The 26,054-nt window shown below is 37.7% G+C and carries 27 protein-coding genes; 11 read left to right on the forward strand and 16 right to left on the reverse strand.

All coding sequences use genetic code 11. The features are described 5' to 3' along the window. Positions 1-177 precede the first annotated feature (177 nt). From F3H00_RS08360 to mqnE, 5 genes are read right to left on the reverse strand one after another with little or no spacing between them, the layout of a single operon-like run. On the reverse strand, positions 178-879 hold the full coding sequence (locus tag F3H00_RS08360) for a pilus assembly FimT family protein (protein WP_148800167.1): 702 nt from the start codon (positions 877-879) through the stop codon (positions 178-180). After that, positions 880-2,097: a glycosyltransferase family protein gene (locus tag F3H00_RS08365; RefSeq protein ID WP_148800170.1), complete on the reverse strand. Its 1,218-nt coding sequence runs from the start codon at positions 2,095-2,097 to the stop codon at positions 880-882. It abuts the gene before it with no gap. A gap of 9 nt (positions 2,098-2,106) precedes the next feature. Next, positions 2,107-2,547 carry a phosphoribosyltransferase gene (locus tag F3H00_RS08370; protein ID WP_054196841.1) on the reverse strand — a complete coding sequence of 147 codons (441 nt, stop codon included), beginning with the start codon at positions 2,545-2,547 and terminating at the stop codon, positions 2,107-2,109. Positions 2,548-2,559: 12 nt separating this feature from the next. Beyond that, entirely contained in the window at positions 2,560-3,852 is a 1,293-nt protein-coding gene (locus F3H00_RS08375; RefSeq protein ID WP_148800173.1) for an NCS2 family permease, read from the reverse strand. A 12-nt stretch (positions 3,853-3,864) separates the two neighbouring features. Continuing rightward, a complete protein-coding gene (mqnE, locus tag F3H00_RS08380; protein ID WP_148800176.1) occupies positions 3,865-4,929 on the reverse strand; it encodes an aminofutalosine synthase MqnE in 1,065 nt (354 codons plus the stop codon). A 110-nt stretch (positions 4,930-5,039) separates the two neighbouring features. Between mqnE and F3H00_RS08385 the strand changes: the two genes are divergently transcribed. From F3H00_RS08385 to F3H00_RS08405, 6 genes are all read left to right on the forward strand, one after another. Then, positions 5,040-7,535, forward strand: coding sequence for an HD domain-containing protein (locus tag F3H00_RS08385; RefSeq protein ID WP_149703811.1), 2,496 nt, complete (start codon positions 5,040-5,042; stop codon positions 7,533-7,535). Between the two features lie 3 nt (positions 7,536-7,538). Beyond that, positions 7,539-9,350 (forward strand): glutamine--fructose-6-phosphate transaminase (isomerizing), encoded by a 1,812-nt coding sequence (gene glmS, locus F3H00_RS08390; RefSeq protein WP_148800182.1) that lies wholly within the window; start codon positions 7,539-7,541, stop codon positions 9,348-9,350. 147 nt (positions 9,351-9,497) lie between these two features. Further along, positions 9,498-9,677 carry a hypothetical protein gene (locus F3H00_RS10625; RefSeq protein ID WP_223155272.1) on the forward strand — a complete coding sequence of 60 codons (180 nt, stop codon included), beginning with the start codon at positions 9,498-9,500 and terminating at the stop codon, positions 9,675-9,677. 60 nt (positions 9,678-9,737) lie between these two features. Beyond that, on the forward strand, positions 9,738-10,286 hold the full coding sequence (locus F3H00_RS10630; protein WP_508610268.1) for a CsgG/HfaB family protein: 549 nt from the start codon (positions 9,738-9,740) through the stop codon (positions 10,284-10,286). A gap of 1 nt (position 10,287) precedes the next feature. Next, a complete protein-coding gene (locus tag F3H00_RS08400; RefSeq protein ID WP_148800188.1) occupies positions 10,288-10,701 on the forward strand; it encodes a gamma-glutamyl phosphate reductase in 414 nt (137 codons plus the stop codon). Between the two features lie 451 nt (positions 10,702-11,152). Next, the gene (locus F3H00_RS08405; RefSeq protein ID WP_148800189.1) at positions 11,153-11,350 is read left to right on the forward strand and encodes a hypothetical protein; all 198 of its coding nucleotides are present in this window, start codon (positions 11,153-11,155) and stop codon (positions 11,348-11,350) included. A 373-nt stretch (positions 11,351-11,723) separates the two neighbouring features. On the opposite strand, the gene F3H00_RS08410 is transcribed toward F3H00_RS08405, so the two are convergent. Then, positions 11,724-12,218, reverse strand: a complete 495-nt coding sequence (locus F3H00_RS08410; RefSeq protein ID WP_148800192.1) for a type 1 glutamine amidotransferase family protein — start codon at positions 12,216-12,218, stop codon at positions 11,724-11,726. An 11-nt stretch (positions 12,219-12,229) separates the two neighbouring features. Further along, positions 12,230-13,429, reverse strand: coding sequence for a 2,3,4,5-tetrahydropyridine-2,6-carboxylate N-succinyltransferase (locus F3H00_RS08415; RefSeq protein ID WP_054196847.1), 1,200 nt, complete (start codon positions 13,427-13,429; stop codon positions 12,230-12,232). Between the two features lie 154 nt (positions 13,430-13,583). Here F3H00_RS08415 and F3H00_RS08420 point away from each other — a divergent pair, with 154 nt between their 5' ends. Beyond that, positions 13,584-14,186: a YagU family protein gene (locus tag F3H00_RS08420; protein ID WP_148800195.1), complete on the forward strand. Its 603-nt coding sequence runs from the start codon at positions 13,584-13,586 to the stop codon at positions 14,184-14,186. Between the two features lie 84 nt (positions 14,187-14,270). On the opposite strand, the gene F3H00_RS08425 is transcribed toward F3H00_RS08420, so the two are convergent. The 6 genes from F3H00_RS08425 to thiC all read right to left on the reverse strand — a co-directional run bounded on the left by F3H00_RS08425 (position 14,271) and on the right by thiC (position 19,821). Beyond that, entirely contained in the window at positions 14,271-14,723 is a 453-nt protein-coding gene (locus F3H00_RS08425) for a hypothetical protein (RefSeq protein WP_148800197.1), read from the reverse strand. 172 nt (positions 14,724-14,895) lie between these two features. Beyond that, on the reverse strand, positions 14,896-15,585 hold the full coding sequence (locus F3H00_RS08430) for a cytochrome-c oxidase (protein WP_148800199.1): 690 nt from the start codon (positions 15,583-15,585) through the stop codon (positions 14,896-14,898). Positions 15,586-15,689: 104 nt separating this feature from the next. Continuing rightward, positions 15,690-17,027, reverse strand: a complete 1,338-nt coding sequence (locus F3H00_RS08435) for a PFL family protein (protein WP_148800200.1) — start codon at positions 17,025-17,027, stop codon at positions 15,690-15,692. 9 nt (positions 17,028-17,036) lie between these two features. Continuing rightward, positions 17,037-17,303, reverse strand: a complete 267-nt coding sequence (locus F3H00_RS08440) for an ACT domain-containing protein (RefSeq protein ID WP_021091480.1) — start codon at positions 17,301-17,303, stop codon at positions 17,037-17,039. A 126-nt stretch (positions 17,304-17,429) separates the two neighbouring features. Continuing rightward, complete coding sequence (locus F3H00_RS08445) at positions 17,430-18,530, reverse strand: Mrp/NBP35 family ATP-binding protein (protein WP_148800203.1); 1,101 nt, start codon at positions 18,528-18,530, stop codon at positions 17,430-17,432. Continuing rightward, entirely contained in the window at positions 18,520-19,821 is a 1,302-nt protein-coding gene (thiC, locus tag F3H00_RS08450; RefSeq protein ID WP_148800205.1) for a phosphomethylpyrimidine synthase ThiC, read from the reverse strand. The genes F3H00_RS08445 and thiC overlap by 11 nt, the downstream gene beginning before the upstream one ends. A 147-nt stretch (positions 19,822-19,968) precedes the next feature. Between thiC and F3H00_RS08455 the strand changes: the two genes are divergently transcribed. From F3H00_RS08455 to F3H00_RS08470, 4 genes are read left to right on the forward strand one after another with little or no spacing between them, the layout of a single operon-like run. Next, entirely contained in the window at positions 19,969-21,087 is a 1,119-nt protein-coding gene (locus tag F3H00_RS08455) for a bifunctional 2-C-methyl-D-erythritol 4-phosphate cytidylyltransferase/2-C-methyl-D-erythritol 2,4-cyclodiphosphate synthase (RefSeq protein ID WP_148800208.1), read from the forward strand. After that, positions 21,084-21,974: a response regulator gene (locus tag F3H00_RS08460; protein WP_072594670.1), complete on the forward strand. Its 891-nt coding sequence runs from the start codon at positions 21,084-21,086 to the stop codon at positions 21,972-21,974. The genes F3H00_RS08455 and F3H00_RS08460 overlap by 4 nt, the downstream gene beginning before the upstream one ends. Continuing rightward, a complete protein-coding gene (locus tag F3H00_RS08465; protein ID WP_103640387.1) occupies positions 21,952-23,133 on the forward strand; it encodes a sulfate adenylyltransferase in 1,182 nt (393 codons plus the stop codon). Before F3H00_RS08460 ends, F3H00_RS08465 begins: the two co-directional genes overlap by 23 nt. Before the next feature lie 8 nt (positions 23,134-23,141). After that, complete coding sequence (locus tag F3H00_RS08470; protein WP_148800211.1) at positions 23,142-23,609, forward strand: phosphatidylglycerophosphatase A family protein; 468 nt, start codon at positions 23,142-23,144, stop codon at positions 23,607-23,609. 53 nt (positions 23,610-23,662) lie between these two features. Here the strand turns inward: F3H00_RS08470 and F3H00_RS08475 are convergent, their stop codons facing one another. The 3 genes from F3H00_RS08475 to F3H00_RS08485 are packed head-to-tail and all read right to left on the reverse strand — an operon-like array spanning position 23,663 to position 25,997. After that, positions 23,663-24,124, reverse strand: coding sequence for a response regulator (locus F3H00_RS08475; RefSeq protein WP_084109308.1), 462 nt, complete (start codon positions 24,122-24,124; stop codon positions 23,663-23,665). 50 nt (positions 24,125-24,174) lie between these two features. Beyond that, positions 24,175-25,128: a ferrochelatase gene (hemH, locus tag F3H00_RS08480; protein ID WP_148800213.1), complete on the reverse strand. Its 954-nt coding sequence runs from the start codon at positions 25,126-25,128 to the stop codon at positions 24,175-24,177. Then, a complete protein-coding gene (locus tag F3H00_RS08485) occupies positions 25,128-25,997 on the reverse strand; it encodes a Gfo/Idh/MocA family protein (protein ID WP_148800216.1) in 870 nt (289 codons plus the stop codon). The genes hemH and F3H00_RS08485 overlap by 1 nt, the downstream gene beginning before the upstream one ends. Positions 25,998-26,054: the final 57 nt, after the last annotated feature.

Genomic DNA, 26,054 nt, shown 5'->3' on the forward strand with positions numbered 1-26,054 from the left:
ACGATAAAAAGAAAAGGCTTTATTAACCAATGAAGTTAAAGGTGGTTTCTCGTTTCGTGAGCTGGAATTATATACGAGCAATACTTAAAGATAGTTGAAATAATTAGGGGATTTTAGAAAAAATTGTTAGGCGCTTAAAAATTTTAAAGTATGTATTTTTGTTATAGGTTTAAGGGGTTAGTTTATATATGCGTATCCACTTCTTTTTTCTATATTTATAGAGGCTACATTGTTATTTTTATCTGTTAAAATTATCTTGCAATCACCTTTCAATAGTCTTGAATAAGGTCTTTTTGCTCCTTTACTGCCAGTAACACTTACTACTCTCATAGGCCTACCTAATTCATCAAAATCAATGGTTTGCGTCTTGCCTTTTCTACAACTACCAACAAATTTAACCGATTTTATGCCATATTTTTTCTCAATATTTAAATCTGTATTAATCTTATTGCAATAAGATTGTGGAATGCCTCTCCAGCCCGCACTTAAGAATTTGTTTGATTTTTGTGTATCGATAGCAACCTCTTCTTTGGAATTTAAGTTACCACTAAATTTATTACCACTACCTCTTTTATCATAAAAAATACTATATTTCCAAGATTTAACCCCAGGCTCATCTACAGAGCACTCTTGCAAACTAGTGTCATTAATAGCTATCCCCCATCTCATTTTAAACCAAAATTTTTCATTTTCTGAATGTACAAATTTATCATCTTGTATGGCAAGGTGTTGGGCGTACCTTATATGCGTTAGCATCTGTGTAGCTGCCTCTCTGGCTCCGTTTATTTCTAGCCTTGGTATGATCATTGCCGCAAGTATGCCAACGGCAATGATTACAAAAATAAGCTCTATAACAGTAAAACCCTTGTTTTTATGCATCTACCTGCCTCTTACATCAAAATTTGCGATTACTTTTCCCATTTTTTCTATGCAAAATTTTGATTTTCCATCTAGATCGGCGCTTACTAATAAATTTTTAGACTCATCTCTTACGTCTATACCATAAAATTTAAGTCTTAATGCAAGCTTTTTATTATCGGTGTATAAATCCTTAATTTCCGCTTCTTTTAATTTAGCAGCAAGCTCTTTTACAATATCAAATTTATAGACAAAATGCTTCGTTGGATTATCTAAAAATAGGTAAAAAATTTGATTAAATACGATCATCGACCAGTTTAGGGCTAGAAAAAGCATCACTAAGGTCGTGCAAATTTTATAGCCTTTTCTAAATTTTGGCAATCTTACGCGATATGAATTAAAAAATACCCTTACCATAAGTGGCATTGCGATCACGCAAAATGGCAAAAACTGCTCAAGCTCCAGCCTTTGGCGCACTGAGACTATCATACAAAAGCAAAATGAGCAAATAGCGATAAACCATAAAAGATCCTTCTTTTCCTTAACCCAAATTCTATAAATCGTATAGACAAAAAAGATAAAAATAAATGGCGAAAAAACAGCGGCAAAGATACCAAAAGTATCGATAAAGTGCCCACTTGGCCTACCATTTGTATCAAAACCAAAAAAGTAAAGCGTGAGTAAAAATAAAATAGCACTTAGCCAAGCAAGCGGAGGCCTTCTTTTATAAAGTGAAAATATAAAAAATCCTGCGTAAAATATCAAAAAATCGCCATCTATAAAAAAAGAAAGACAAAAAAATGCTACAAATAAAATTTTATTTTTAACATGAAAAAAGTAGATACATAGGAGCGCCAGCATAATGCAAAGCCCAGCATTATTGACAATAAGAGCTGAAGCTATCGTGCCAGGAAGTAAGATAAAAAGCAATACCGCAATAAGTCTGTCAAACTCTAATTTAATGTAAAATTTGCTTACCTTATACATTAAAACGACGCTTATGACATGAAACGCGATCATCACAGATCTTAGAGCAATATCTGTTTGACCAAAAATTTGAATGCTTAAGTTTAAAACATGACTAAGAAAATTTTGTTTGTTAAAAAAAATTTCAGCTTCACTGTAACTTATGCTAAGAGAATTTGCCGTATAAAGTAAAAATATACAATCGATCAAACATATTAAAAATACGCTAAAAGCGACGTGATGTCCAACAAATTCCCTAAATTTATCTAGCAAAAATTTTCCTTAAATATGTATATCCCAAAAAAACTCAATCCAATCGTGAGCCTCTTTTACCTTAAATTCTGGCAAAAGCAGAGCTTTCTCTTTATAAAAGACGGTCGCTATTTTGATATCTAAATTTGGATAACGCTTAAGCAGTTCTCTTTTTATCTCGACCATACTCTCGCCACTGTCGATGATGTCATCGACGAGCAAAATTTTAGTGTATTTGCTAAGATCTGGTACGTTAAAGATGTTAATCGTATCAAGCTTGTTTGTATCTTCATAATGGATAGAATTTAAGGTGAATAAATTTCTATTATTAAGCGCAACAGCTAGCGAGTGGCCAAGCGTTAAACCGCCTCTTGCCACAGCTAGTATCACCTCTGGATCAAACTCATCTTTTATCTGTTTTGCCATCTTTTTAGTATCAACAGCAAATTCATCATAACTATAAAATATCATCTTTCTTCCTTATCAATGCACTAAAAATACGATAAAACTAATGAGCGCTAGCACGACTACGCCTAAATTTATATCGCTAAAATCTCTCTTTATGAGCTTAACTATGACGTATGACATAAAGCCAAATGCAAGGCCGTTTGTGATCGAATAAGTAAGCGGGATGAGCACAACTATGAAAAATGTCGCAACAGCAATGGCTGGATCTTTAAAATTTATACTAGCAAGCTCAGCAAACATAAGCACGCCAACCATCACAAGGATCGGATAGATGGCATTGCCAGGAATCGCTTTAAAAAGTGGCAACATAAATAATGTAAGTATAAATAAAAGTCCGCAAAATACAGCCGTTAGACCAGTTCTACCGCCCTCTTCTACACCGCTAGCACTCTCTACAAACGATGTGGTCGTACTTACGCCTACAAGTGAGCCAGCTGCCGTAGCAATAGCGTCAGCTTCAAGAGTTTTTTCAAGTTTTATGACGCCATCTTTTTTGTTTTCATCAAAAATTCCAGCCCTCGTGCCTACACCAGCTAGTGTGCCTATCGAGTCAAAAAGATCGGTCACAAAAAATGTGATAACAACTGGCAGCAAGGCTAGGCTAAGCGCGCCTTTTATATCAAGCTCTAAAAATATCGGAGAGATAGAGGCTGGAGTTGAGAAAATTTCTGTTGGATGAGGAGCGATACCAAGTATCCAAGCTATCACTGAAGTAGCAAGCACAGCTAGGATAAACGCGCCCTTTATCTTCCACGCCCAAAAGCAAATAACTAAAAATAGTCCTAAAACACCAAGAAGCACGTTTGGATCTTTGAAATTTCCTATACCAACCAAAACTGCGTCGCTATTTACGATAAAGCCCATTTGCTGAAACGCCACAAAGCTGATAAATGTGCCTATGCCAGCACTTATCGCTCTTCGTAGGTCAAGTGGGATGGATCTAATTATCCACATCCTAAAATTTGTAAAAGATAAGACGACAAATATCACGCCACTTAAGAAAACAACGCCAAGAGCAGTTTGCCAAGGCACTTTCATACCGATGCAAAGACCAAATGTAAAATAAGCGTTAAGCCCCATACCAACGCTCATCGCAACTGGTGTATTCGCCCAAAGACCATTTAATATCGTAGAAAAGATGGTAATTAGCGCAGTTGCAGTGATGAGTGCCTCATAAGGCATGCCAGTTTTGCTCATAATGATCGCATTTACCGGCACGATATACATCATTGCCAAAAATGTCGTAAGTCCCGCTCCAAATTCCTGCTTCACACTCGTTTTGTTTTGTGCTAAGTCAAAAAATTTCACCCCAAGCTCCTTTTAGTAAATTTTAAGTTCGTTATATAAGCTATCACGCTCAACCGGCGTAAAACCAGATGTTTTAATAAGATCACAAAATATCTTTAGTGTAACGCCGTTTGCGCTATTTGCGCCGGCTGCACTTTGGATGCTCTCTTTTTCTATCGTGCCATCAAGATCATCAGCACCAAATTCCTGAGCTATCATCGCTAAATTTAGTGTCGAAGTAGCCCAGTAAGCTTTGATATGTGGGACATTATCAAGCACAAGACGTGAGATCGCCAGAGTCTTTAAAATTTCAGCTGATCCTAGAAATTTCACATCTTTTAAGTAGTTGTTTTCTCTTTGATAAACTAGCGGTATAAATGCGTTAAAACCGCCAGTTTCATCTTGCAAGTCCCTAATCCTTAGCATGTGATCGATCCTATTTTCACGGCTTTCTATGTGACCAAAAAGCATTGTTGCGTTGCTTTGTTTGCCGTGATCATGCCACATTTTGTGGATTTTGAGCCAGTTTTCGCTACTTACTTTGCCTTTGCAAATTTTAGCCCTGACCTCTTCGTCAAAAATTTCAGCCCCACCGCCTGGCATGCTATCGACGCCGTATTCGAGCATCTTCTCTATCACTTCTTCATAGCTTAAGCCGTAATGTCTTGATAAAAAGTCGATTTCAGCTGCCGTCATCGCCTTTACGTGAAGCTCTGGATGAGCTGCCTTTATCTTTTTAAAAATTTCTAAATACCACTGCCAGCCACTTTTTGCGTTGTGAGCTGATACGATGTGTATCTCTTTTACGCCGTGGCTTACGCTCTCATCAACGATCTTTAAAATTTCTTCGTGGCTCATTAAGTATGGATTTGGATTTTTTCTGTGAGCTGAAAATGCGCAAAATTTACAGATATCAGCGCAGATATTTGTTGGATTGATATGGCGATTTACATTAAAAAAGACCTTGTTGCCATGCAGTTTTCTGCGCTTTTTATCGGCAAATTTAGCCAATGTAAAAAGATCAAGCTCATAAAGCGAAAAAGCCTCTTGTTTGCTTAATCTCTCGCCACTTTCTAGTTTTTGTAATAGATTCATTATCTTTATCGTCCTAAAGCTGAACTTAAGGCTTCATTATAGGCAAATAAAGCTTTGTTTTTGCAAAAATTATGTAACATTTGCCAAGATATTTTTAACAATGGAAACATTAAATGCTGGCTGATAAAAGTACCAAAAATAGCGATAATTATTTAAAAATCAAAGAGAAATTTCTTGATTTTAAGGCAAATTTACCAAAACATTTTCAAAAAAATCAGGGTAGAAATTTTGCAAATTTTTTAGCCAAAGAATATGATGATTTTATAAAATCTTATTTAAATGAAACTATGCGAGATTTTTTTGATGATTTTGTGCCGCAAAATGACAGCTTTGCTTTTAGTGTTTTAGCTACTGGAAAATACGCCCAAACTCTACTTAGCGCAAATAGCGAGCTTGAAATTTTACTAGTTTATAAAAATTTAAAAGGCTACAACATAAAGAATTTCTTAAAAGAATTTAGCGAAATTTTAAGTGGTTCTGGAATAAATTTTTATATAAAAAGCGTTGAAATAGATGAAATTTTTACAAATTACAAAGATGATCTCAAATTTAAAAGCGAAACATCACAAGTCCGATATATCTGTGGTTCAAAAAGCCTCTACCGTCTAGTAAAAAGCGAGATCGTAAAATTAAAAGAATTTGATAAAAAAGCCTTTTTAAACTACCATTTAAAGGCGTTTTTGCCGTTTTCTAGCATCAGCTACTTAGCCCAAGAGCCAAATTTAAAAAGTGGCTTTGGCGGGATAGATGAAATTTATCACCTAAACTGCATACTAAACTGCCTAGATAGCGACATTTCAGTTAGATCACAAGCCCTAAAAGTGATGAATGAAAAAGAGATCGCTAGCTTTAACCTAAATGTGGACTTTTTACTAAGCCTACTAACCACTTTAAATTTAACTCAAAATTCTGATACTTTTAGCGCTTCAAGCGTTGAAATCACGACAAATTTCATGCAAACAAAGTCTAAAAAGCTTCAAGATAATGAAAGCGTTATCAGCCAAAAAATGCTAAGCTCGATGAATAATGTCGCTATTTATTCGAGGTTTATCGTCGCTTCTCTTTGTAGGCCATTTTTTAAAAGCGAGCTAAATTTTGATCAGAGAAAATTTGCAAGGCTAAAAAATGGCTTTTACGAAATAAATGGCGTTATTTACGTGCCACTTCATAAAAAGCCAGCTCTCATCGAGGATCTCATAAATGAGCTTTTGGAACTAAAAGATGTGGATTATAAATTTGATATAAGCGCGATCTTTTACATCAAGCGAGCCATTATTACAAAAAGCGGCTTAGAGCGTGCTATAAGCGAGTTTAAAAAGATATTTTTAAGAAAAAATTCCTATGCCATTTTAAAATCATTGCTCGATGCGCAAATGATACAAATTTTAATAAAGCCAATGGAGCACATCAGCCAGCTAGCTCAGTACGACGGCTATCACGAATTTACAGTCGATGAGCATAGCATCTTAAGTGTAAAATTTCTTGAAAATATAAAAGATAAATTTATAAAAAATCTCTATGCCGAGCTTTGCTTAGATGGTAAAACAATGCTAAAGATCGTGACTTTAATGCACGACGTTGGCAAAGGGCTTGGTAAAGACCACGCAAATATCGGCGCAAATATCTTTAGAGCCTACGCGAACAAGCTAAATTTAAGCCAAAAAGCTATCAATATCGGCGTCATATTGATAAAATACCACACCCTAATGAGCAACGTCTCAAACAGAGAGGACATCTACTCACAGCGCGTCATCTTTACCTTTATCTCAAAGCTTGGCGACAAGCAGGTTTTAAAACTGCTTTACATCCTTAGCTACTGCGTGATAAATGCAACAAATGAGAGACTTTATAACGCCTACACAGCTAAACTTTTAAGAGAGCTTTATGAAATTTCTCTTAGTGCATTTAGCGATGAAAATTTATTAGATGAAGCGACAAGGCGCGTAAAAAAAGAGCAGTCTATAAAACGAAATAGCGAGTTTTTGGCGCTTGAACTAAGCTTGCAAGAGAAAATTTTTAAAATCACATCAAATCTTGTCTTTATAAAATATAATGCGAGTGAGATCATAAATTTAAGCAAGGTTGCAGATAGCTTAAATGCGACAGAAATTTTTATAAATAACTCTAAAAATTTAAGCATTCAGATTTATACAAAAAAGAGCCTAAATTTAAGCGCCCTGCTCTATGAATTTGCCAAATTTGACCTAGCATACATGGAAATTTTTGAGCTATTTGAGAAGAAATTTTACATCAGGCTTGACTTTAACCAAAATGTAAAAAATCATGAGCTTGAAAACACTAAAATTTTAGCCCTAAAATCTCTAAATAGCGAGGTTTTAAAAGAGCCTTTGAAACCAAACATTAACAAAGATGAGATAAACTTCGAGTTAAATCACTCAAAAGATTACGCCAAACTTAGCATCAACGCAAAAGATCAGCGTGGGCTAATGGCTTATGTGATGAGTGTTTTTGACAGGCTTCATTTTCAAGTCACGAGTGCTAGAATCCAAACGGTCAAAAATAGAACAAGAAATCTCTTTTTGATCGAGAAAAACGAGCGACTTGAGAGCAAAGGCGAAGAGATATTAAATTTATTAATAAGTGAGTAAAAAATGTGTGGAATCGTAGGATACATCGGAGATAAAGAGAAAAAAGAGGTCATTTTAAGCGGTCTAAAAGAGCTTGAGTACCGCGGATATGACAGCGCTGGTATGGCTGTGATGAGTGATGACAAGATTGATTTTTTTAAAGCGGTCGGCAAGCTTGAAAATTTAGCTCTAAAGACAAAAGACTTTACATCAGAGGGCTTTGGTGTGGCGATAGGTCACACACGCTGGGCGACGCATGGCAAACCAACTGAGATAAACGCTCACCCGCACCTTGGCGAGCACTCGTTTGTCGTTCATAACGGCATCATCGAAAACTACAAAGAGCTTAAAGATGAGCTTGAAGCAAAGGGCGTGAAATTTGTCAGCCAAACTGATACTGAGGTGATCGTGCACCTTTTTGAAGAAATTTTAAAAGAGAAAAAAGACCCATTTAAAGCTTATGAGGCGACTATCGCAAAGCTAAGAGGCGCTTATGCGACGCTACTTATCACCAAAACTGCGCCTGATAAGATATTTTTCGCAAAAGATGCCGCTCCTATGGCGATAGGAAAGAGTAATGAAAAAGAGCTATATTTTGCTTCATCAGATGCTCCACTTATCGGCAATGCAACAGAGGTGGCATATCTTGATGACAACAATTACGGCTACGTGAGCTTAGACGAGATTGCTGTTTTTAAACACGGCAAAAAGGCGAGCATAACGTTTAATGCTTTACCAAAAGATAAGAGCTATGCCCAAAAAGAGGGATATACATTTTTCATGGAGAAAGAAATTTACGAGCAAGGTGCAGTCGTATCTGAAACCATCATGGGTAGGGTTAAAAACCACAAAGTCACCCTTGAAAATTTAGACGATGAATATCTAAAAAGTATCGATGATGTCGTGCTTTGTGCGTGCGGTACGAGCTACCATGCGGCACTTGTTGCAAGCTATCTTTTTGAAAGACTTGCTAAAGTTAGAACAAAGGTCGAAGTAGCAAGTGAATTTAGATACAGAAAGCCTTATCTAAACAAAAACTCGCTCTTCATCGTCATCTCACAAAGTGGCGAGACAGCCGACACTCTTGAGGCACTTAGGATCGCAAAAGAGGCTGGGCTAAAAACGCTTGCGATTTGTAACGTCGATAACTCATCTATCGTTAGACTAGCTGATAATACGCTTCTAACTCGTGCTGGTATCGAAAAAGGTGTTGCAAGCACAAAGGCCTTTGCAACGCAGATCATCGTGCTTTGGATGCTTGTGCTTCAAATGGCGGCAGCTAAAAATTCTATTGGCAAAAAAGAGCTTGATCACGAAATCAAAACGCTTCTTCACATTCCACAAATTTTAAATATCAATAACTCTCTTCAAGAGAAGCTTCACCGCCTAAGCAAGCATTATTTACATGGTCATGGCTTCTTCTTTATTGGTAGAGATATCTTCTATCCGCTAGCACTTGAAGGTGCGTTAAAACTTAAAGAAATTTCATATCTTCACGCCGAGGGCTATCCATCAGGCGAGATGAAGCACGGCCCTATCGCGCTTGCAGATGAGAAGCTATTTACGATAGCTTTAATGCCTCAAAATTTACTTTATGAAAAGACAAAGAGTAATGTAGAAGAGCTTGCCGCAAGAGATGCCTACATCCTGGCGATAAGCCCACTTGAGTTTGAGCTAAGCGATGACTACGTAAAAACAAGCGTTCAAGATCACTATATGAGCGAATTTTTCGAGATGATGCTAGTGCTTCAGCTACTTGCACTTGAAATTTCTGTTAGACTTGGCAACAATGTCGATATGCCAAGAAATCTTGCAAAAAGCGTAACTGTCGAATAACTCGTGTGGCTGGCATCTTGCTGGCTACTTAAATTTTTATAAAAGTAGTTTTGCATTATGCTACTAAACATAAATCTTATATTAATATTTTTATAATATTTGCTTATATATAATATTAAAAAACCAACTTAAATATTAAGGATAAAAATGAAGTTAAGTTCATCTTTACTAAGCGTGGGTCTTGGAGTTTTACTTTTAAGCGGTTGTGCAACTGGCAATAGCAACGGTGTAACTGGCAGTGCTGCTGGAAGCAATAACAATAATGCTAACACAAAAATAGAAAAATGTAGTAGCACCCTTGGAACACTTGCGTTTTATGAAGACTAAAATTCTGATTGGTATTCATATTTAACACACAACTACAAGCTCACATCAACTATTCCGGTTTTGCGTCTTCTTGCGCAACAAACTGGTTGTTTTGTTATAGTTGAACGTGGCGCTATGATGGATAATATGATGCAAGAGCGTGCACTTGATAGATCAGGCGAACTACGTAGCAGTTCTGGTTTTGGCAAAGGTAAAATGGTAGCAGCTGATTATACTATTCGCCCTGAAATTTTCTTTAGTAACGAAGATACGGGCGGTGCAGGTGCTCTTGTTGAAGCACTTTTTGGTAGTGTAGCAGGTGCTATAGCTGGTGGTTTTTCAACAAAAGAGACACAAACCACATTGGTTCTTATAGAAAATCGTTCAGGTGTTCAATTAGCAGCAGCCATTGGCTCAGCTTCTAGCACTGATTTCTTTGGTATGGGCGGTAGCGCTGGTGCTTCTCTTGGCGCTGGACTTGGCGTATATTCAAGAACACCTGAGGGAAAAACACTTGTAAATGCTTTCCTTGATTCGATGAATCAATTAGTTATTGCCCTAAAAGATTACAAAGCACAAAATGTAAAAGGCGGTCTTGGCAAAGGCGGAAGCCTAAAAGTAGGAGATTAATATGAAATTTATAGCCATTTTATTTTGTTCATTGACTTTTTTGTTTGCTATGAGTTATGAAAAAAAAGTTGAAGCTAGGCTTTGTGGTCTTATAAATCAAAGAGAAATGGCTAAAATTTATGGCGACATAAGAAGTATTGATAGCTTTGATAAAAAAATAGAAAGCTATAAATTTCGCAACGGAATAGAAAAATTTGACGAGGATAGTTGCCGTGCAAATGGCTACTATCCTGTTGATCCAAACTATGCACCATATCCTCCTAGCTACCGTCCATACTATCAAAATGGATATGATAGATTTCAGCGTGGTTACCGCGGAGGCTACTATAACGATGACGACTATGATGATGGTTTTGAGCGTGGATATAGACGTGGTTATAAGGATGCTAGAAGAGACTATAGGCTAGGTAGATAACTTATCTCTAGCCTTAACCTTGGCTTAATTCTAGTAAAAACGATTTTTACAAATAACAAATCAAAAGCAATATATATATCAAATTTTACTGCTATAAATAAGTTCCATACGTTGAGCAAAAAATATAAAATACTACTTTACTTTTAGAAAATAATGCAAAACTAGTTGGCATGACAGCATCCTAATTACACAAAATTTTCTTTCTATAAAAGAATAATAGATATCCTTACAAATAAGCTAGAGCAAGATCACGAAAATAAAACAAAGTGAAATCTGCAAAAACGATCTTTTAAAGGCACAAATCAGTGCTCTAGAAGATTAGATCATCTACTCATCGGAAAGGCTCAATAGTATAAGTATTCACTCACCTATAAAAAAGATGTTAGACAAAAATTTTGACTGACTAGCTGATACTCATGCGACTAGACACAGTAGTAATCTAGTCTCGCTAATGCTTGAAGTAAATTTAAACAAAGACTATATAAACCTCGAGCGGCTACATGGCTGGCACAATACCTTGTTTGAATATATCCAAAGCAAAACTTGCAAGATAAAAAGAGCTAATTTTAGAGATAATGACATACAGATTATCTCGGACTTGCCAAAAAAGACACAAATCCACTATAAAGCCTTACCAGTAGAGGCATAGAAGATGAGATGAGAACTTTTAAAATTTTATTAATAAAAGCCTTGAAAACGCATATCTAAAAAGTTTTATTGCACATCTTTAGTTTTTTTATCCATCCTTATGATGACAGTAATGGACGCATAACAATGGCTTTGGCACACTACTTTTTAAGAGAAGATGGCGTTAAGCCATTTTCTATCTCTAGCATTATTTAAGCAAATAGAAAAAATTATTATGAAATTTTAGAGCAGATAACAAAGCTTGGAAATAATTTAAATTTTGATTTCACAGAGTGGATAATGTAGCACACCTACAAGTGGTAAATAGCGCTATAAACAAGCTATAAGCTTACTAAAAATATAAAATTTCTATCGTAATTTAAGAGTCAAAGCCATTAAAATTTATCTTTACCTAGTATCGTTGCCAGCTGCTCTTTGATTCTATCATCAAATTCACTAACGCTTATGACACCCCTACTTTCGCACATCTTAGCGTCATTAACATCACAGTAGTCACTTAGAGCGTTTTTGTATCCGCCCCTTATGCAAGCCTCTCTGTCTTCTAAAAATCCAGCCCCACCAAGGATAAGCACTCCAAGATCAAAACCTATCTTAAATTTCGCACTCGCTGAGCTTTTAACCCAGCTTAAAAATATCTCATCGTATCTTAATCCAAGTGCTCCAACGCCATCTGGCACGACTAAGACATCCACGCCATAAAGGCTTTCAGCATAAATTTCAGGATGAAGCCTGACGCCAAATTCATCGACTATCTCAGGTTTTATGGCGTAGGTTTTGATATTAAAATCCTCAAATTTATGTAAAAAATCATAAATTTTGGCAAAGCTTAGTAGATTTAGCTTGTCAAACATCAAAATGCCAACTTTCATGCTAGCTCCTTTTAATGAAGTGCCTCATTTAGCTTGATCGCCCTTTTGCTCGCACTTGCAGTGATCTGGCCTGTTTGGCTGTTTTGTCTAAAATGAAGTCCATTTAGCCCACCAAGCTCAAGCGCTTTGTAAATTTCAGCTTCAAATTTAAACTCTGGATTTAGTTTAGCTAACTTTTCGCGCTCGCTAGCTGATATATAGACCTTTGTGCCCTCAAGCACCGCTATGCCAGCATCCACGATGCAGTTATCGCCAAGAGGCACACCTGTAACTGAGTTTGCGCCAAGCAAGCAGTGTTTGCCGATGCTTACAGGGTTGCCGTTTGTGCCACTTAGCACGCCAAGTATGCTAGCTCCGCCACCTACGTCACTACCCTCGCCAACTACGACAGAGCTGCTGACTCTGCCTTCAACCATCACGCCACCAGTTGTACCTGCGTTAAAGTTGATATAGGCAGCACCTGGCATAACGACTGTGCCAGGATACACGGCAGCACCCATGCGAACCTTAGCTGAGTCTAAAATTCTCGTATTATCCGCTGGAATGATGTGGCTTAAAAATCTTGGGAATTTATCGACGCTAACGATCGCTGGATATTCGCCAAACATCTTTAGAGAAATTTCATTTTCTCTTAGCCATTCAAGCTCAATTGGCGTATTTTGGCTAGTCCATGCAACATTTGGCAACACACCAAAAGCTCCATCAAGTACGATCGTTCTAGGTGCGACTTTGCCAAGCGATATCAAGTAAAGCTTGAGATATACGGCCTCCACGCTAAGTGGTTTTGCATCATCAAACAAAAACACAAGCTTAAATTTATTCTCATTTAGTTCAAGATCATCATCAAATGCCATTTTTACGGCATGTAAATTTTGTACATTTTTATGAGAGCTTATCTCTTTTTCAAAGACGCTAAAGAGCTTGCTGGCTTTTTTCACTACTTTTGGCGTAAGATCAGCTACAAATTCAGAGCCGTTAAAATCAACCTTAACATCACATTTTTGCAAAGCATAGATATAAGCAGCAGCGCTTAAAAAGCTCTCTTTGTAATTTACAACAGCGAATGTCGCTTGTAAAATTTTATCTGTATTTTTTTGTCCACGATCGATCCTAGCGATACCAAAAGCAAGTGGATCTTTGTAGCCATCTTTTTTTCTAAATTCTTCAAAAAATTCCTTAAATTCATTTGCATCTTTAAACTCTTTAGACATCTATTCTCCTTTAAATCTTTTCTTAGTTTAGCCAAAAATGGCTAAAAATTTTATGATTTTAAGTCCATTAAAATTTTAAATATTTTTAATAATGATTAATCTTATCATAAAGTAAATTGCAATAAGATTTTGCAAATTTAAAGAAGGAGTTTAAATGTCAAATTTAGCAACAAAACCTAGATTTGCTCTAGCTGCATTGATCGGCCTTGTCGCTGGCGTTGTCTCAGCTTTTGTCAAATGGGGAGCGGAATTCCCACTTCCTCCAAGAAGTCCGATGGATATGTTTAACGCTGCTTGCGGACCAGAGAGTGTCATTAGAGTAGCCGATGCGATCGATTGCTCTAGAAATTTCTTAAATCCGCCTTATGTATTTTTAAGAGATTATTTGGGTGTAGCCGATCCAAATGCCGCCATTTACGAGTTTGCAGGGCATGCATTTAACTACGTAATGATGACGCATATATTATTTTCGATCGTTTTTGCGGTTGCTTATTGTGTTTTGGCTGAGAAATTTCCAAAGATTACAATATGGCAAGGCTTACTAGTTGGCATTATCGTAAATATCGCTGTTCACGTGATTACATTGCCTATTTTGGGGCTTACTCCACCACTTTGGACACTCCCTTGGTACGAGCATGTATCTGAATTTGTCGGCCACATGATATGGTTCTGGTCGATAGAGATCATCCGTCACGACCTAAGAGCTAGGATCACAAAAGAAAAAGATCCAAGTGATTATTGCTGCTGCAACGCATAAATGCAAATTTTTGCTGTTTTGGGCTAAAAACCTAAAACAGCAACTAAATTTATCTCACCATTTAAAAGCAAAATTTATCCGCGATTAGCACTCTTGGCTAAGCTCTAAATTTTCTAAACAAAGCGGCCTTTCACCCTCAAAGATCACCCCTATACCGTAAGGCTCGCAGATACCAAGCTCACCCTCAGCAAATCTCATCAGCCACTGCTTATCACGCGCATAAAAGGTGCATTGTGGTGAGCTAAAGGGCAGGTCGCAAACTGGCGCGTCAAGCAAGCTAAGCTCGTCCTCGCTCAAAAAGCGCCCTCGCCTAAGCTCATCTTTTAAAAAGATAAGTGCCTCTTTTACATACCGGTCAATATCACTGGCGATGCGCTCTGCTAGTAAAGTAGTCTCATCATCCATGTCTGCCCCATCTGTGCTAACAAGGCAAAACGCTACCTGATCAAAAATTTCGCTTTTTAGCCACGTCTGGGCATACCATATAAAGCCATCATCTGTTGCAACTTTTTCAAGTTCGCCAAATTTTAAAGTCATTTTTTATTCTCATTTTTGTGGTTTTGCTACTCTTACGAAAAAGAGCGAAATTTAAGCAGATTTGTAGTGAGCTAAAATTTATCATCTAAAATAGAGATAGCTTGTAAATTTGCCCTTTTAACATAAATTAAAAGCTAAATTTACAAGCAAATTTTCAAATTTATATCGCTATTTAGAAGCAAAATTTCTCATCAGTGCCATTTTGCTTGCGCATAGCTTTAAAGTTAGCAAGATTGTCTTTATCTAAAAAGTAATCTTTCTCTTTTTTATTGCGCGCTTCTAGCTTTTCTATGCCTTTTGCAAGGGCTGCTTTTCTATCTTCGTGAGGCGAGCTAAATTCTGGCGAGAACATCGCTTCATAGGCATTTTTCTTAGTCCATTCAAGCGCTTTATCAGCGATCTCTTGTTGCTTTTTGATATCGCAAAATGCATAAGGATTGACCACGTCGCCAACAAGCTTCATAAACGCCCCTATCGCGGCCACCACGTCAGTAAATTTCTCGCCCTCCATGTCTATAACGCCTCTTAGCAAGATCGCGCGATTTTTTGCCGCATAAAACCAAAATACCGCATCATCGCGAAGTCCAAGATCGTATGCGCGAGCTGAAAGAACAAAAAGAGTTATCGGAGAGACCATTTGTGGGGTGTCTTGCACGATCTTTTCAGCCTTTTTAAAGTCCTCTTCTTTGCCACTTTTTAAAAGCTCATCTATCTTGTCATAGACCTTGACGTACTCCACCTTGCCAGCATTTGCTGAGTAGTATGGCGTGACGTAGATGTCGATACTTCTTACTTTGCCATCATTTGCAAAGCCACATACCACTCCAAAAAGTAGTGCCGTAAGCTGCGATAAAATTTTCATTTTAGTTCCTTGGCTTAAAATTTTTATTATTTTAACTAAAAGCAGTTGAAAAGACTAGGATAAATTTAAGAAGAAGTCCGCAAATTTAAAGCGGACTTCGAAGATTAGTTTTTAAAACTATGAATTGGAGCTGGAATTTGTCCGCCACGAGCGATGAAGTCGGCACTTGAGGCTTTGTTTATCTTCATAACAGGTGCTCTTCCTAAAAGGCCGCCAAACTCGATCATATCGCCCTCATGGCCTAGAGGTATGATACGAACGGCCGTTGTTTTTTGATTTATAACGCCGATAGCCGCCTCATCAGCGATCATCGCAGCTATGCTCTCGCTTGGAGTATCCGCAGGTATGGCGATCATATCAAGTCCCACAGAGCATATCGCCGTCATCGCTTCAAGCTTTTCTAAATTTAGCGATCCCGCGCGTACCGCAGCTATCATACCCTCATCCTCAGAAACTGGGATAAACGCACCGCTTAAGCCACCCACTTGATTACACGCCATGACGCCACCTTTTTTTACTGCGTCATTTAGGAGAGCGAGTGCCGCAGTCGTGCCGTGCGTACCAACAACCTCAAGCCCCATCTCTTCAAGCACACGAGCTACCGAGTCGCCCACAGCAGGCGTCGGAGCAAGAGAGAGATCGACTATACCAAATTTAACCCCAAGACGCTCGCTCGCCATTTGACCAACTAACTGACCGATACGAGTAATCTTAAACGCCGTTTTTTTAACGATCTCAGCCACTACGTCAAAACTCTCGCCACGCACCTTTTCAAGTGCCCTTTTTACCACGCCTGGGCCTGAAACGCCAACATTTATCACCACATCAGCCTCGCCCACGCCGTGAAATGCCCCAGCCATGAAAGGATTGTCCTCGACTGCGTTTGCAAAGACGACAAGCTTAGCACAACCCATCCGAGATGCTGCCGCTGTCTCTTTTATAATGCGTCCCATATCACGTACCGCGCTCATATTTATGCCAGTTTTCGTTGAGCCGACATTGACACTTGCACATACTTTTGAAGTCTGGGAAAGTGCTTGCGGGATAGAATTTATCAAAATTTCATCGCCCTTTTGATATCCCTTTTGAACTAAAGCTGAAAAACCACCTATAAAATCAATACCAACCTCAATAGCCGCTCTATCAAGCGTCTTTGCGATCATCACGTAGTCTTTTGCGTCCGTTGCGGCGCCGATTATCGAGATAGGCGTCACGCTCACTCTTTTATTAACGATTGGTATGCCTAGCTCAGCAGAAATTTCGTTACCCACTTTGACTAGGTCTTTGGCTTTAGTGGTGATTTTTGCGTAAATTTTGTCGCAAGCTTTGTTTATATCAGGATCTATGCAGTCAAGCAAACTAATACCCATCGTGATCGTTCTGATGTCAAAATTTTGCTCTTCGATCATTGAGATCGTTTCGGTTACGTTTTTGATGTCCATTGTTTTTCCTTAGATTGTATGCATCGCATCAAAGATAGCAGAACTTTGGATATTTATCTTTACTTTTAGGCTCTCTCCAAGCTCGTTAAGCTCTGCTCTTAAGGCCGTAAAGTCTTTATTTTCATCACTTGAAACCACTGCCATCATCGTAAAAAACTCATCTAAAATAGTCTGTGAGATATCATCTATGTTTAGTCCTAGCTCGCTAAGCTTTGCTGAGACGCCAGCAACGATGCCGACTCTATCTTTTCCGACTACAGTTACGATCGCTTTCATGTTTTCTCCTATTAAATTTAAATGATTGCATTTTGGCTCCAAAATTTAAGCCAAGCATCAAGCAAAGCTAAATTTTGGTAGCCAAATTTAATTAAAATTTGCTCTAAATTTTATCTTTTTTAAATTTTACTTCGAGCAAGCACTCTTGCCGTCATTTACTGGTTGGATTGCTGAGTTATCAGCTCCGCCATCACTATTTATATTTTCTATCATCTCCCAAAGCCTAGCAGCTGCACTCTCGTAGCGTTTTGCAGTGACTGAGTTTGGCTCGTAAAAGCTAACTGGCTTGCCATTATCGCCACCCACGCGAACAGCTGGCTCGATAGGAATTTCAGCTAAAATTTGTGTGTTGTAAGCTTTTGCCACCTCTTCAGTCGTACCTTTACCAAAGATGTCGTACTCTTTGCCATTATCTGGGCAGATGAAACCACTCATATTTTCAATCACGCCAGCGATTGGGATGTGAAGTTTCTCAAACATATCAAGCGCACGCTTGCTATCGTCAAGTGCTACCACTTGTGGTGTTGTGACGCAGACACCTGCCGTTACCGGCACGCTTTGAGCTAGAGTTAGCTGTGCGTCGCCCGTTCCTGGAGGCATGTCGAGAAACAAGACATCAAGCTCACTCCAAAGCACGTCTTTTAGCAGCTGCTCGATCGCTTTCATGATCATTGAGCCACGCCAGATAAGGCTCATGCCCTCCTCCATCAAAACGCCCATACTCATCATCTCAACTCCGTGGCTAAGTATCGGTTTTAGCTTGTTACCAACGACTTGTGGCTGAGTATTTACTTCGCCAAGCATTCTTGGGATATTTGGTCCGTAGATGTCAGCGTCCAAAATTCCCACTTTTTTGCCTAGTTTTGCCATTGAAATGGCTAAATTTAGAGTCGTAGTTGATTTACCAACACCGCCTTTGCCTGAGCTTACCATTACGAAATTTTTAACTTGTGGCGCGATATTTTTGCCACTTTGAGTGTTACTTTTCTCCTCAGGTATCTTTGGCTGGATCAAATTTAGCACGTACTCATTTGAACCCATGACACGTTTGATGTCCATTTTTAGCTCGTTTGCCACTTCTGGGCTTGAACTAACTATCTCGACTTCGATTAAAATTTTATCGCCGATTTCTACATTTTTTACAAAGCCAAAGCTAACTATATCTTTTTCAAAACCAGGATATATAACACCTTTTAGCCTATTTAAGACTTCTTCTTTATTTAACATTTTTCTCCTTTTCTAGATCTTTTGAAATTTTATATGCACAAAATTTTGGTCCGCACATCGAACAAAAATGGGCACTCTTAAACGCCTCTTCTGGCAAGCTCTCATCATGAAGCTCTTTTGCTTTTTTTGGATCAAAGCTTAGCTCAAACTGCTTGTTCCAGTCAAATGCATATCTAGCATCGCTCATCTCGTGATCTTTTTCGATCGCTCCCGCCTTACCAAGTGCGACGTCAGCGGCGTGAGCTGCTATCTTGTGAGCTACAATGCCCTCTCTTACGTCATTTTCATTTGGCAAGCCAAGGTGCTCTTTTTGTGTCACGTAGCAAAGCATGCTAGCGCCGTGATATGCCGCCATTGTGCCGCCGATCGCTGACGTGATATGATCATATCCTGCACCGATGTCTGAGACAAGCGGTCCAAGCACGTAAAATGGGGCGTCATGGCAGAGCTCTTGTTCGATTTTCATATTATACTCAATTTGACTTAATGGCACATGACCAGGGCCCTCTATCATCACCTGCACATCTTTTTGCCACGCACGAAGTGTCAGCTCTCCAAGCACTTTTAGCTCACTAAGCTGTGCCTCATCTGTCGCGTCATAAAGGCAGCCTGGGCGAAGTCCGTCGCCAAGCGAGAGCGAGACATCGTATTTTGCGCAAATTTCTAAAATTTGATCAAAAATCTCATAAAATGGATTTTGCCTATTTAGCTTTGACATGTAGCTAGCGCTCAGGCTGCCACCGCGGCTAACTATGCCCATTTTACGCTTTTTAACAAGGGGCAAAAACTCACGCAAAAAGCCAGCGTGTATCGTAAAGTAACTAACCCCTTGCCTTGCTTGCTTCTCTAGCACGCTTAAAATTAGCTCATTTGTGATATTTGTAACCTCTTTTGCCTCTTTTAAAATTTCATACATCGGCACCGTTCCCACAGGCACGCTTGAATGCTCAATGATAGCGCTTCTAATGGCATCCAAATCGCCGTCCGTGCTTAGATCCATAACCGTATCAGCACCAAATTCTAGGCAAATTTCAAGTTTTCTAAGCTCAGTACAAATGTCGCTGCTTAAGCTTGAGTTGCCGATATTTGCATTGACCTTTGTCTTTAGCTTTCTGCCTATACCCATTGGCTTTAAATTTTTATGATTTATATTTGCTGGGATGATGATGCTACCTTTTGCCACCTCATCCATCACTAAATTTTCACTAAGCCCTTCGATCCTTGCCACATAGCTCATCTCTTGCGTTATCTCGCCGCGCCTAGCATAATACATCTGCGTCTTATCTCTCATATAAGGCCTTTTTTGATTTTTAAAAACCTCATTTTAGTCCTTTTTTGATTTAAACTAACTAAATAAGCTTTTAAAAATTTACTTTTTAAAAAGAAATTTTGAAGTTTTGAGATGTATAATTCTGTAACAATTTTCAAAGGAGTTATCTTGCTTGATATATCACTTATAATGCTTGGAGCAGGAAATTCTAGCCGTTTTGAGCTACCAGTAAAGAAGCAATGGCTTCGAATAGGAAGCGATCCACTTTGGCTATTTGCTACTAAAAATTTGAGTAACTTTTACACATTTAAAGAGATAATTGTCGTTAGTAAAGAGTGTAAATATATGTCAAAATTTGCTCCAAATTATAAATTTGTTGATGGCGGCGAAACTAGACAAGATAGCCTAAAAAACGCGCTTGAATTAGTAAATAGCGAATTTGTCTTAGTTAGTGACATTGCTCGCCCTTGCATTTCAAGCGAGCTTTTTCACAAAATTATAGAGGCAGCGAGCCAGGCTGATTGTGTGGTTCCAGCGCTAAAGATCGCAGACACTGCTTATCTTGGCGAAAATGTGGTTGATAGAGATAAGGTGAAGCTTATCCAAACACCACAACTCTCTCGTACAGCACTTCTTAAAAAAGCCCTCAGCAGCGGCGAAATTTACACAGATGATAGCTCGGCTATGAGAGCCATTGGTGCGAGCGTTTGGCAAATTTTAGGTGATGAGATGGCAAGAAAGATCACTTACAAAGAGGATCTTGCCAAAATTTCTGCTTTAAAAGAGCCCGAAAATGAAATCTTTGTGGGAAACGGCTTTGATGTGCATGAGTTTGGAAAAGGTCGTCCTTTGATTCTTTGTGGCGAGAAAATCGACTATGAGTTTGGACTAAAGGCTCACAGCGACGGCGACGTGGCACTTCATGCGCTAACTGACGCTATCTTGGGAGCTGCTGGGCTTGGCGATATAGGCGAGCTTTTTCCTGATACGGATGCTAAATTTAAAGATATTAGCTCCATTTACTTGCTTGAGGAAGCTTACAAAAGGGTGCAAAGTGTGGGCTTTGTGCTAACAAACGCTGATATTACGATAATGGCGCAAAAACCAAAAATTTCAAAACTAAAGTCAAAAATGGAGGCAAACATCGCAAAAGCTCTAAATTTAAGCCAAAGCCGTATAAATGTAAAAGCAACGACTACTGAAGGGCTTGGCTTTGTTGGCAGATGCGAAGGGATCGCTGTAATGGCAAGCGCTAGCCTTAAATTTTACAACTGGAAGCAAATATGAAAATTTTAATAGTAGAAAATGAAATTTACCTAGCTGGTTCGATGGCCAGTAAGCTAGCTGATTTTGGCTACGACTGCGAGATCGCTAAAAGCGTAAAAGAGGCATTGAAATTTGAAAATTTTGATGTAGTGTTACTTTCTACCACACTTCCGGGCCAGGATTTTTACCCTGTTATCGAAAAATTTAAAAGCTCTATCATCATCTTACTAATCGCCTATATCAATAGTGACACCGTGCTAAAACCGATCCAAGCAGGTGCGGTTGATTACATCCAAAAGCCATTTATGATAGAAGAGCTAGTTAGAAAGATAAAGCATTTTGAGGAATTTAGAAATTTCAAAAACGAGATCAAAAACTATGAAAGCTATGTAAATTACGCTTTAAAAGAGTACGAAATTTCTAGCTTTGAGGCAAAAAAGATAAAATTTCCACTGCTTTTAAAATCAAGCAAAAGCGGATACAGCGATAAATTTATATTTAGCTACGTAAAAGCTTGCAAATTACCATTTTTATTTTTAGGCAAAGCCTGTTTTTCTGAGCTTGAAAAGGCACTAGCCAAAAATGGTGATGAGCTAATCTATATGACAAATTTAGAGGAGCTAAAACAAGAAGAAAAAGAGAAAATTTTAGAAATTTGCAAAAAGAAAAAGGTCGCAATCTCAACTAGCGATTTTGCACAAAAAGCACCATTTGACGAGCTTGAGCTTTCAGGACGCGATAAAAATTTCAATATCGATGAGATCGTTACGATCGATGAATATATAAAGTACATAATCGTTAATTATCAAGATAAATTCCCTGATACAGAACTTAGCAAAAAGCTTGGAATTTCTAGAAAATCACTTTGGGAAAAGAGAAAGAAATATGACGTCAGCAAGAAAAAATAGTGAAATTTCTATAAATACCGAAGTTTTTGGTGCTTTGGAGCTAATAAAAAATAAAATTCTCTCAGATTACGACTCGCTGATGGACGATGAACAGATAAAAGAGGTGAGTAAAAAAGGCTATTTTAATGGCGAGCCGATGCCGTATTCTTTTGGATTTGCTCCATTTGGTGAGCTAAATCAAAATATTACTAGCAAGCTTACTCCTGGGCAAAGGGTAAATCTAAGTCTTGATGGTAAGATCGTTGGACACATCAATGTTGCCAAGGTCTTTAAATTTGACGAGAGCATGAGGGCTAAAAATATATTTTTAGCAAATGAAGCCAGCAATGATAAAGAGCTAAATTTAGGTAAATACGGCATTAGTGGAAAATTTGAGCTTTATGATGAAAGTATGCAAATAAGCAAAAATGCACTAAATGATCTAATAAAAGAAGATGGCGCTAAAAAGATAACGGCTGTCTTTTTAACGGCTGATCCATTTAATAGAGCTCACGAGCGCCTTGTTAGAATGACTATTGACAAGGCTGATTTAGTAATCATTTTTTTAATACGAACACGCGAAGAAAAGCACGTTGATTACGAGATTAGAAAGCAAGTGTTAGACTATTTTATACAAAATTATTTGCCAACAAAAAAGGTCTTTGTCTTTGCTCTAAAAAATACGACTCTTTTTAGCTCACATGCAAACCCAACACTTGAGTGCATCGCTGCTTCAAGATTTGGAGCAAATAAGCTAGTCATTGGACAAAATCACTCAGGAATTGGAATGTTTTTTGATCACAATGAAGCTCATACGATTCTTGACATTTATAAAAACGACCTAAGTTTAGAGGTAATCGTGCTGCCAGAGCTAGTTTATTGCAACAAATGCAAGACACTAGTTAGTACCAAAAGTTGCCCACACGGACAACATCATCAGATCAAATATCATCCAGATGTTATCAAGGAGCTGCTATTTAACGGCATTATGCCACCAGCCATTCTTGTGAGGCCAGAAATTTCTGCACTAGTTTTAAGCAAACTCTTTACAAATCGCTTCAAAGACGTGCAAAAGCTTTGTGATGATCTTTTTGTAAATTCAGGATTACTTGAAAACAAAACTGACCGCGACTTTTACGAAGAGCTTATGAAGCTTTATCAAACATCATCGATGACTTAAGGAAATTTATGCAAAAACTATTTTTAACTTTTTTTGGATTTGGACTTTTGCCAAAAGCACCTGGCACTTGGGGCTCTATAGCTGGCGCTGTGGTAGCTTATTTTGTGCTTTATTTTTTATCATCAACCACGCTTTTTCTATCTAGCATTTTGCTATTTTTGGTAAGCATTAGCGTTATAGATGATTTTGAAAAAAAGATAAATTCTCACGATGAAAGTTTTATCGTTATAGATGAAGTTGCTGGAGTTTGGCTTGCTATTGCCATTAGCGGAGCTACGATCTCTCAGCTAATACTCTCACTTGTACTTTTTAGAGTGCTTGATATTAAAAAGCCTTCGATAATAGGCAGGATCGACCGCAATGTAAAAGGTGGCCTTGGCGTAATGGGCGATGATATGGTAGCTGGCTTTTTTGCTGGAATAATTAGCGCAATAATATACGGGGCTGCCATAAAATTTGGCATAACTTTGCCGTAAAAATATAGATTTTTGGCAAAGTTATATAGGCTTAAATATCTTTTATATAAATTTTAAGCAAGCCCTAGCTCGTTTAAAACAGAACTTAAATTAACCGAGCTACTATTCTTACTATTAAGATTTTTTTGCTTCTCTAGCAGAGCTTGATTAGCAAGTGCTACATTTAGCTCTTTGCGATAATCGCTCAAAATTTTATCCATTATCTTGAGTAGCTCATTTTTTTGATCCTGTGTTTTTGCGGGATCATCTATGCCTAGAAGTTCAGTTAGCTCCTTTTTCTTTTGGGCTATTTTCTCTTCTATCTTGTTAGAATTTAGCTCACTTATAAAACCAACTGCGCCAATTTCAGTAAGCCTTTTTTTAAACTGTTCAATCTTATCTGAAATTTTTGCATCGCTTGCGATCTTATCCATAGCAAGGCTTAAAATTTCATCAAAACTATTTTTTTTATCCTTAGTTTTGCTTGAGCCTGATTGCAATAGATAATCGATTATGTCGTTATTTTGTACCTTCATATATCTCCTTTTTACTGTATTGAGATATATTTTATAAGCAAGATTTATTCCTAAAAGTTAATCTCTTTGGCTGTTTTTGCTTTTTGTAAGATAAAACTAGCAAACTCATCACTAAAATTTGGGCACCAAACAACCTTGTAGAAGCTAAAATTTAGCTCTTTTGCGATCTTTGCATACTCAATAACTAGCTCAAAAATAGTCTCAGAGTTATCAATACAAAAAGAGAGTGGATAGATAAGGGCCTTTTTACTCTTGCACTTTGCCAAAATTTCATTTAGTGAGGGCTCTAGCCATTTTACAGGGCCAAGGCGCGATTGGTAGGCTAAATTTATCTCTTTGAAGCTTAATCCGCTATCTTTTATCATTTTGCTTAGAATTTGCACATGCTCATTTATATGTTTTTCGTAGACATCGCCTTTATCGATAATTTTTTGAGGCAACGAATGAGCCGAAAAGATAAGCTCCACATCGCTTACATCTATATTATTTATAGCTTCATTTATGTGCGAGATTATGATTTTATTATAAATTTCATCATCATAAAATGGCCCGCAAAGCAAAATTTTAGCCTTTATCTCTAGCTCATCTTTTGCTTTTTTAAAATCATCTAAACTCGAAGTTATCGTAGTTTGTGAATGATGAGGATAAAGTGGCAAAAGCACTATCTCATCAAAATTTTCGTATTTTTTAAGCACATCTTTTGCAAATGGTGAAGTATAGTTCATCGCAAAATCAACTGCATCAAACTCATTTTGTAAGCTTGAAATTTTATCGCAAAGCTTAGCTGTAAGCTCGCAAATAGGTGATTTGCCACCTATTTGTTCGTAGTTATGCTTAGCCGTTTTTAGCCTACCTTTTGTGATCATAAAAGCTACAAATTTTCTTAAAAATTTATTCTTTATACCCAAAATATAAGGGTCATTAAACATATTTTTTAAAAAAATTTCTACATCAGCAAGGCTATTTGCCCCACCCATATTTAAAAGCAAAAGTGCCTTTTTCATCAAAACAACTCCTTAATTTTTATCGCATCATCAATGCTTGAAAGCTCGCTACTTTCGCCGCTTTGACAAAGATCATAAAAGGCATCATATTGGGCTTTTATTTCATTGTTTAAAGGATCGGTTTTTAAATTCATCTGACCATTTTCATTTACTCTGTGAAGTTTGTAATCAATAAGATCGCCAAAATAAACACCTTCTTTGGCATTTACTTCTATTTTAAAACGCTCTAAAGAGCCACAAAACGAATCGGTAATGCTCACCAAAATTTGATTTTTCATTTTAATGTTTATTCCAACATTGTCGCATATTTTAGTGTTTGTTTTATTTGCCTGAGTATAAAAGAAGCTGCAAATTTCACTATCTACTAAATTTTTCGCAAGGTCTATATCGCAAAGTGAAAGCTCATTTATAATATTTCCCTCGCAAAGTGGTTTAAAATGCGCAATTGAAATGCTATAAATTTCTTCTTCTTTTAAAAGTGCCTTTTTTAATGAAACGATGGTCGGATTAAAGCGCTCATCAACGCCAGTACAAACTCTTACTTTATTTACCACTGAAGCATATTTTATCTCTTTTAGCTCGCTTACACTTTTAAATATAGGCCTTGAAATCAAGATATTTTGGCAATATTTTGCACACTGACAAAAGGCCTCTACGATCTCATGTTGAGGCAGACAAAGTACGACAGCTTGCGGCTGGGCTACTTCTATAAATTTCTTAAACTCATCAAAAAACGGAGCTCTGCAAGCATCATCTCTATTTTCTTTATCAAAAACTCCACAAACTTCAAATTTGTCAGAACGCCTCAGCTCCATATAGTGCCGCTTGCCAACTAGATTGTATCCAACAATGCCAATTCTGAGTTTCACTAAAGACCTTTTAGTTATAAATTTTTAGGCTATTTTAATTGCAAATCGCTTTTAAAC

The sequence above is a fragment of the Campylobacter concisus genome (assembly GCF_902460845.1).
Classification (GTDB): domain Bacteria; phylum Campylobacterota; class Campylobacteria; order Campylobacterales; family Campylobacteraceae; genus Campylobacter_A; species Campylobacter_A concisus_X.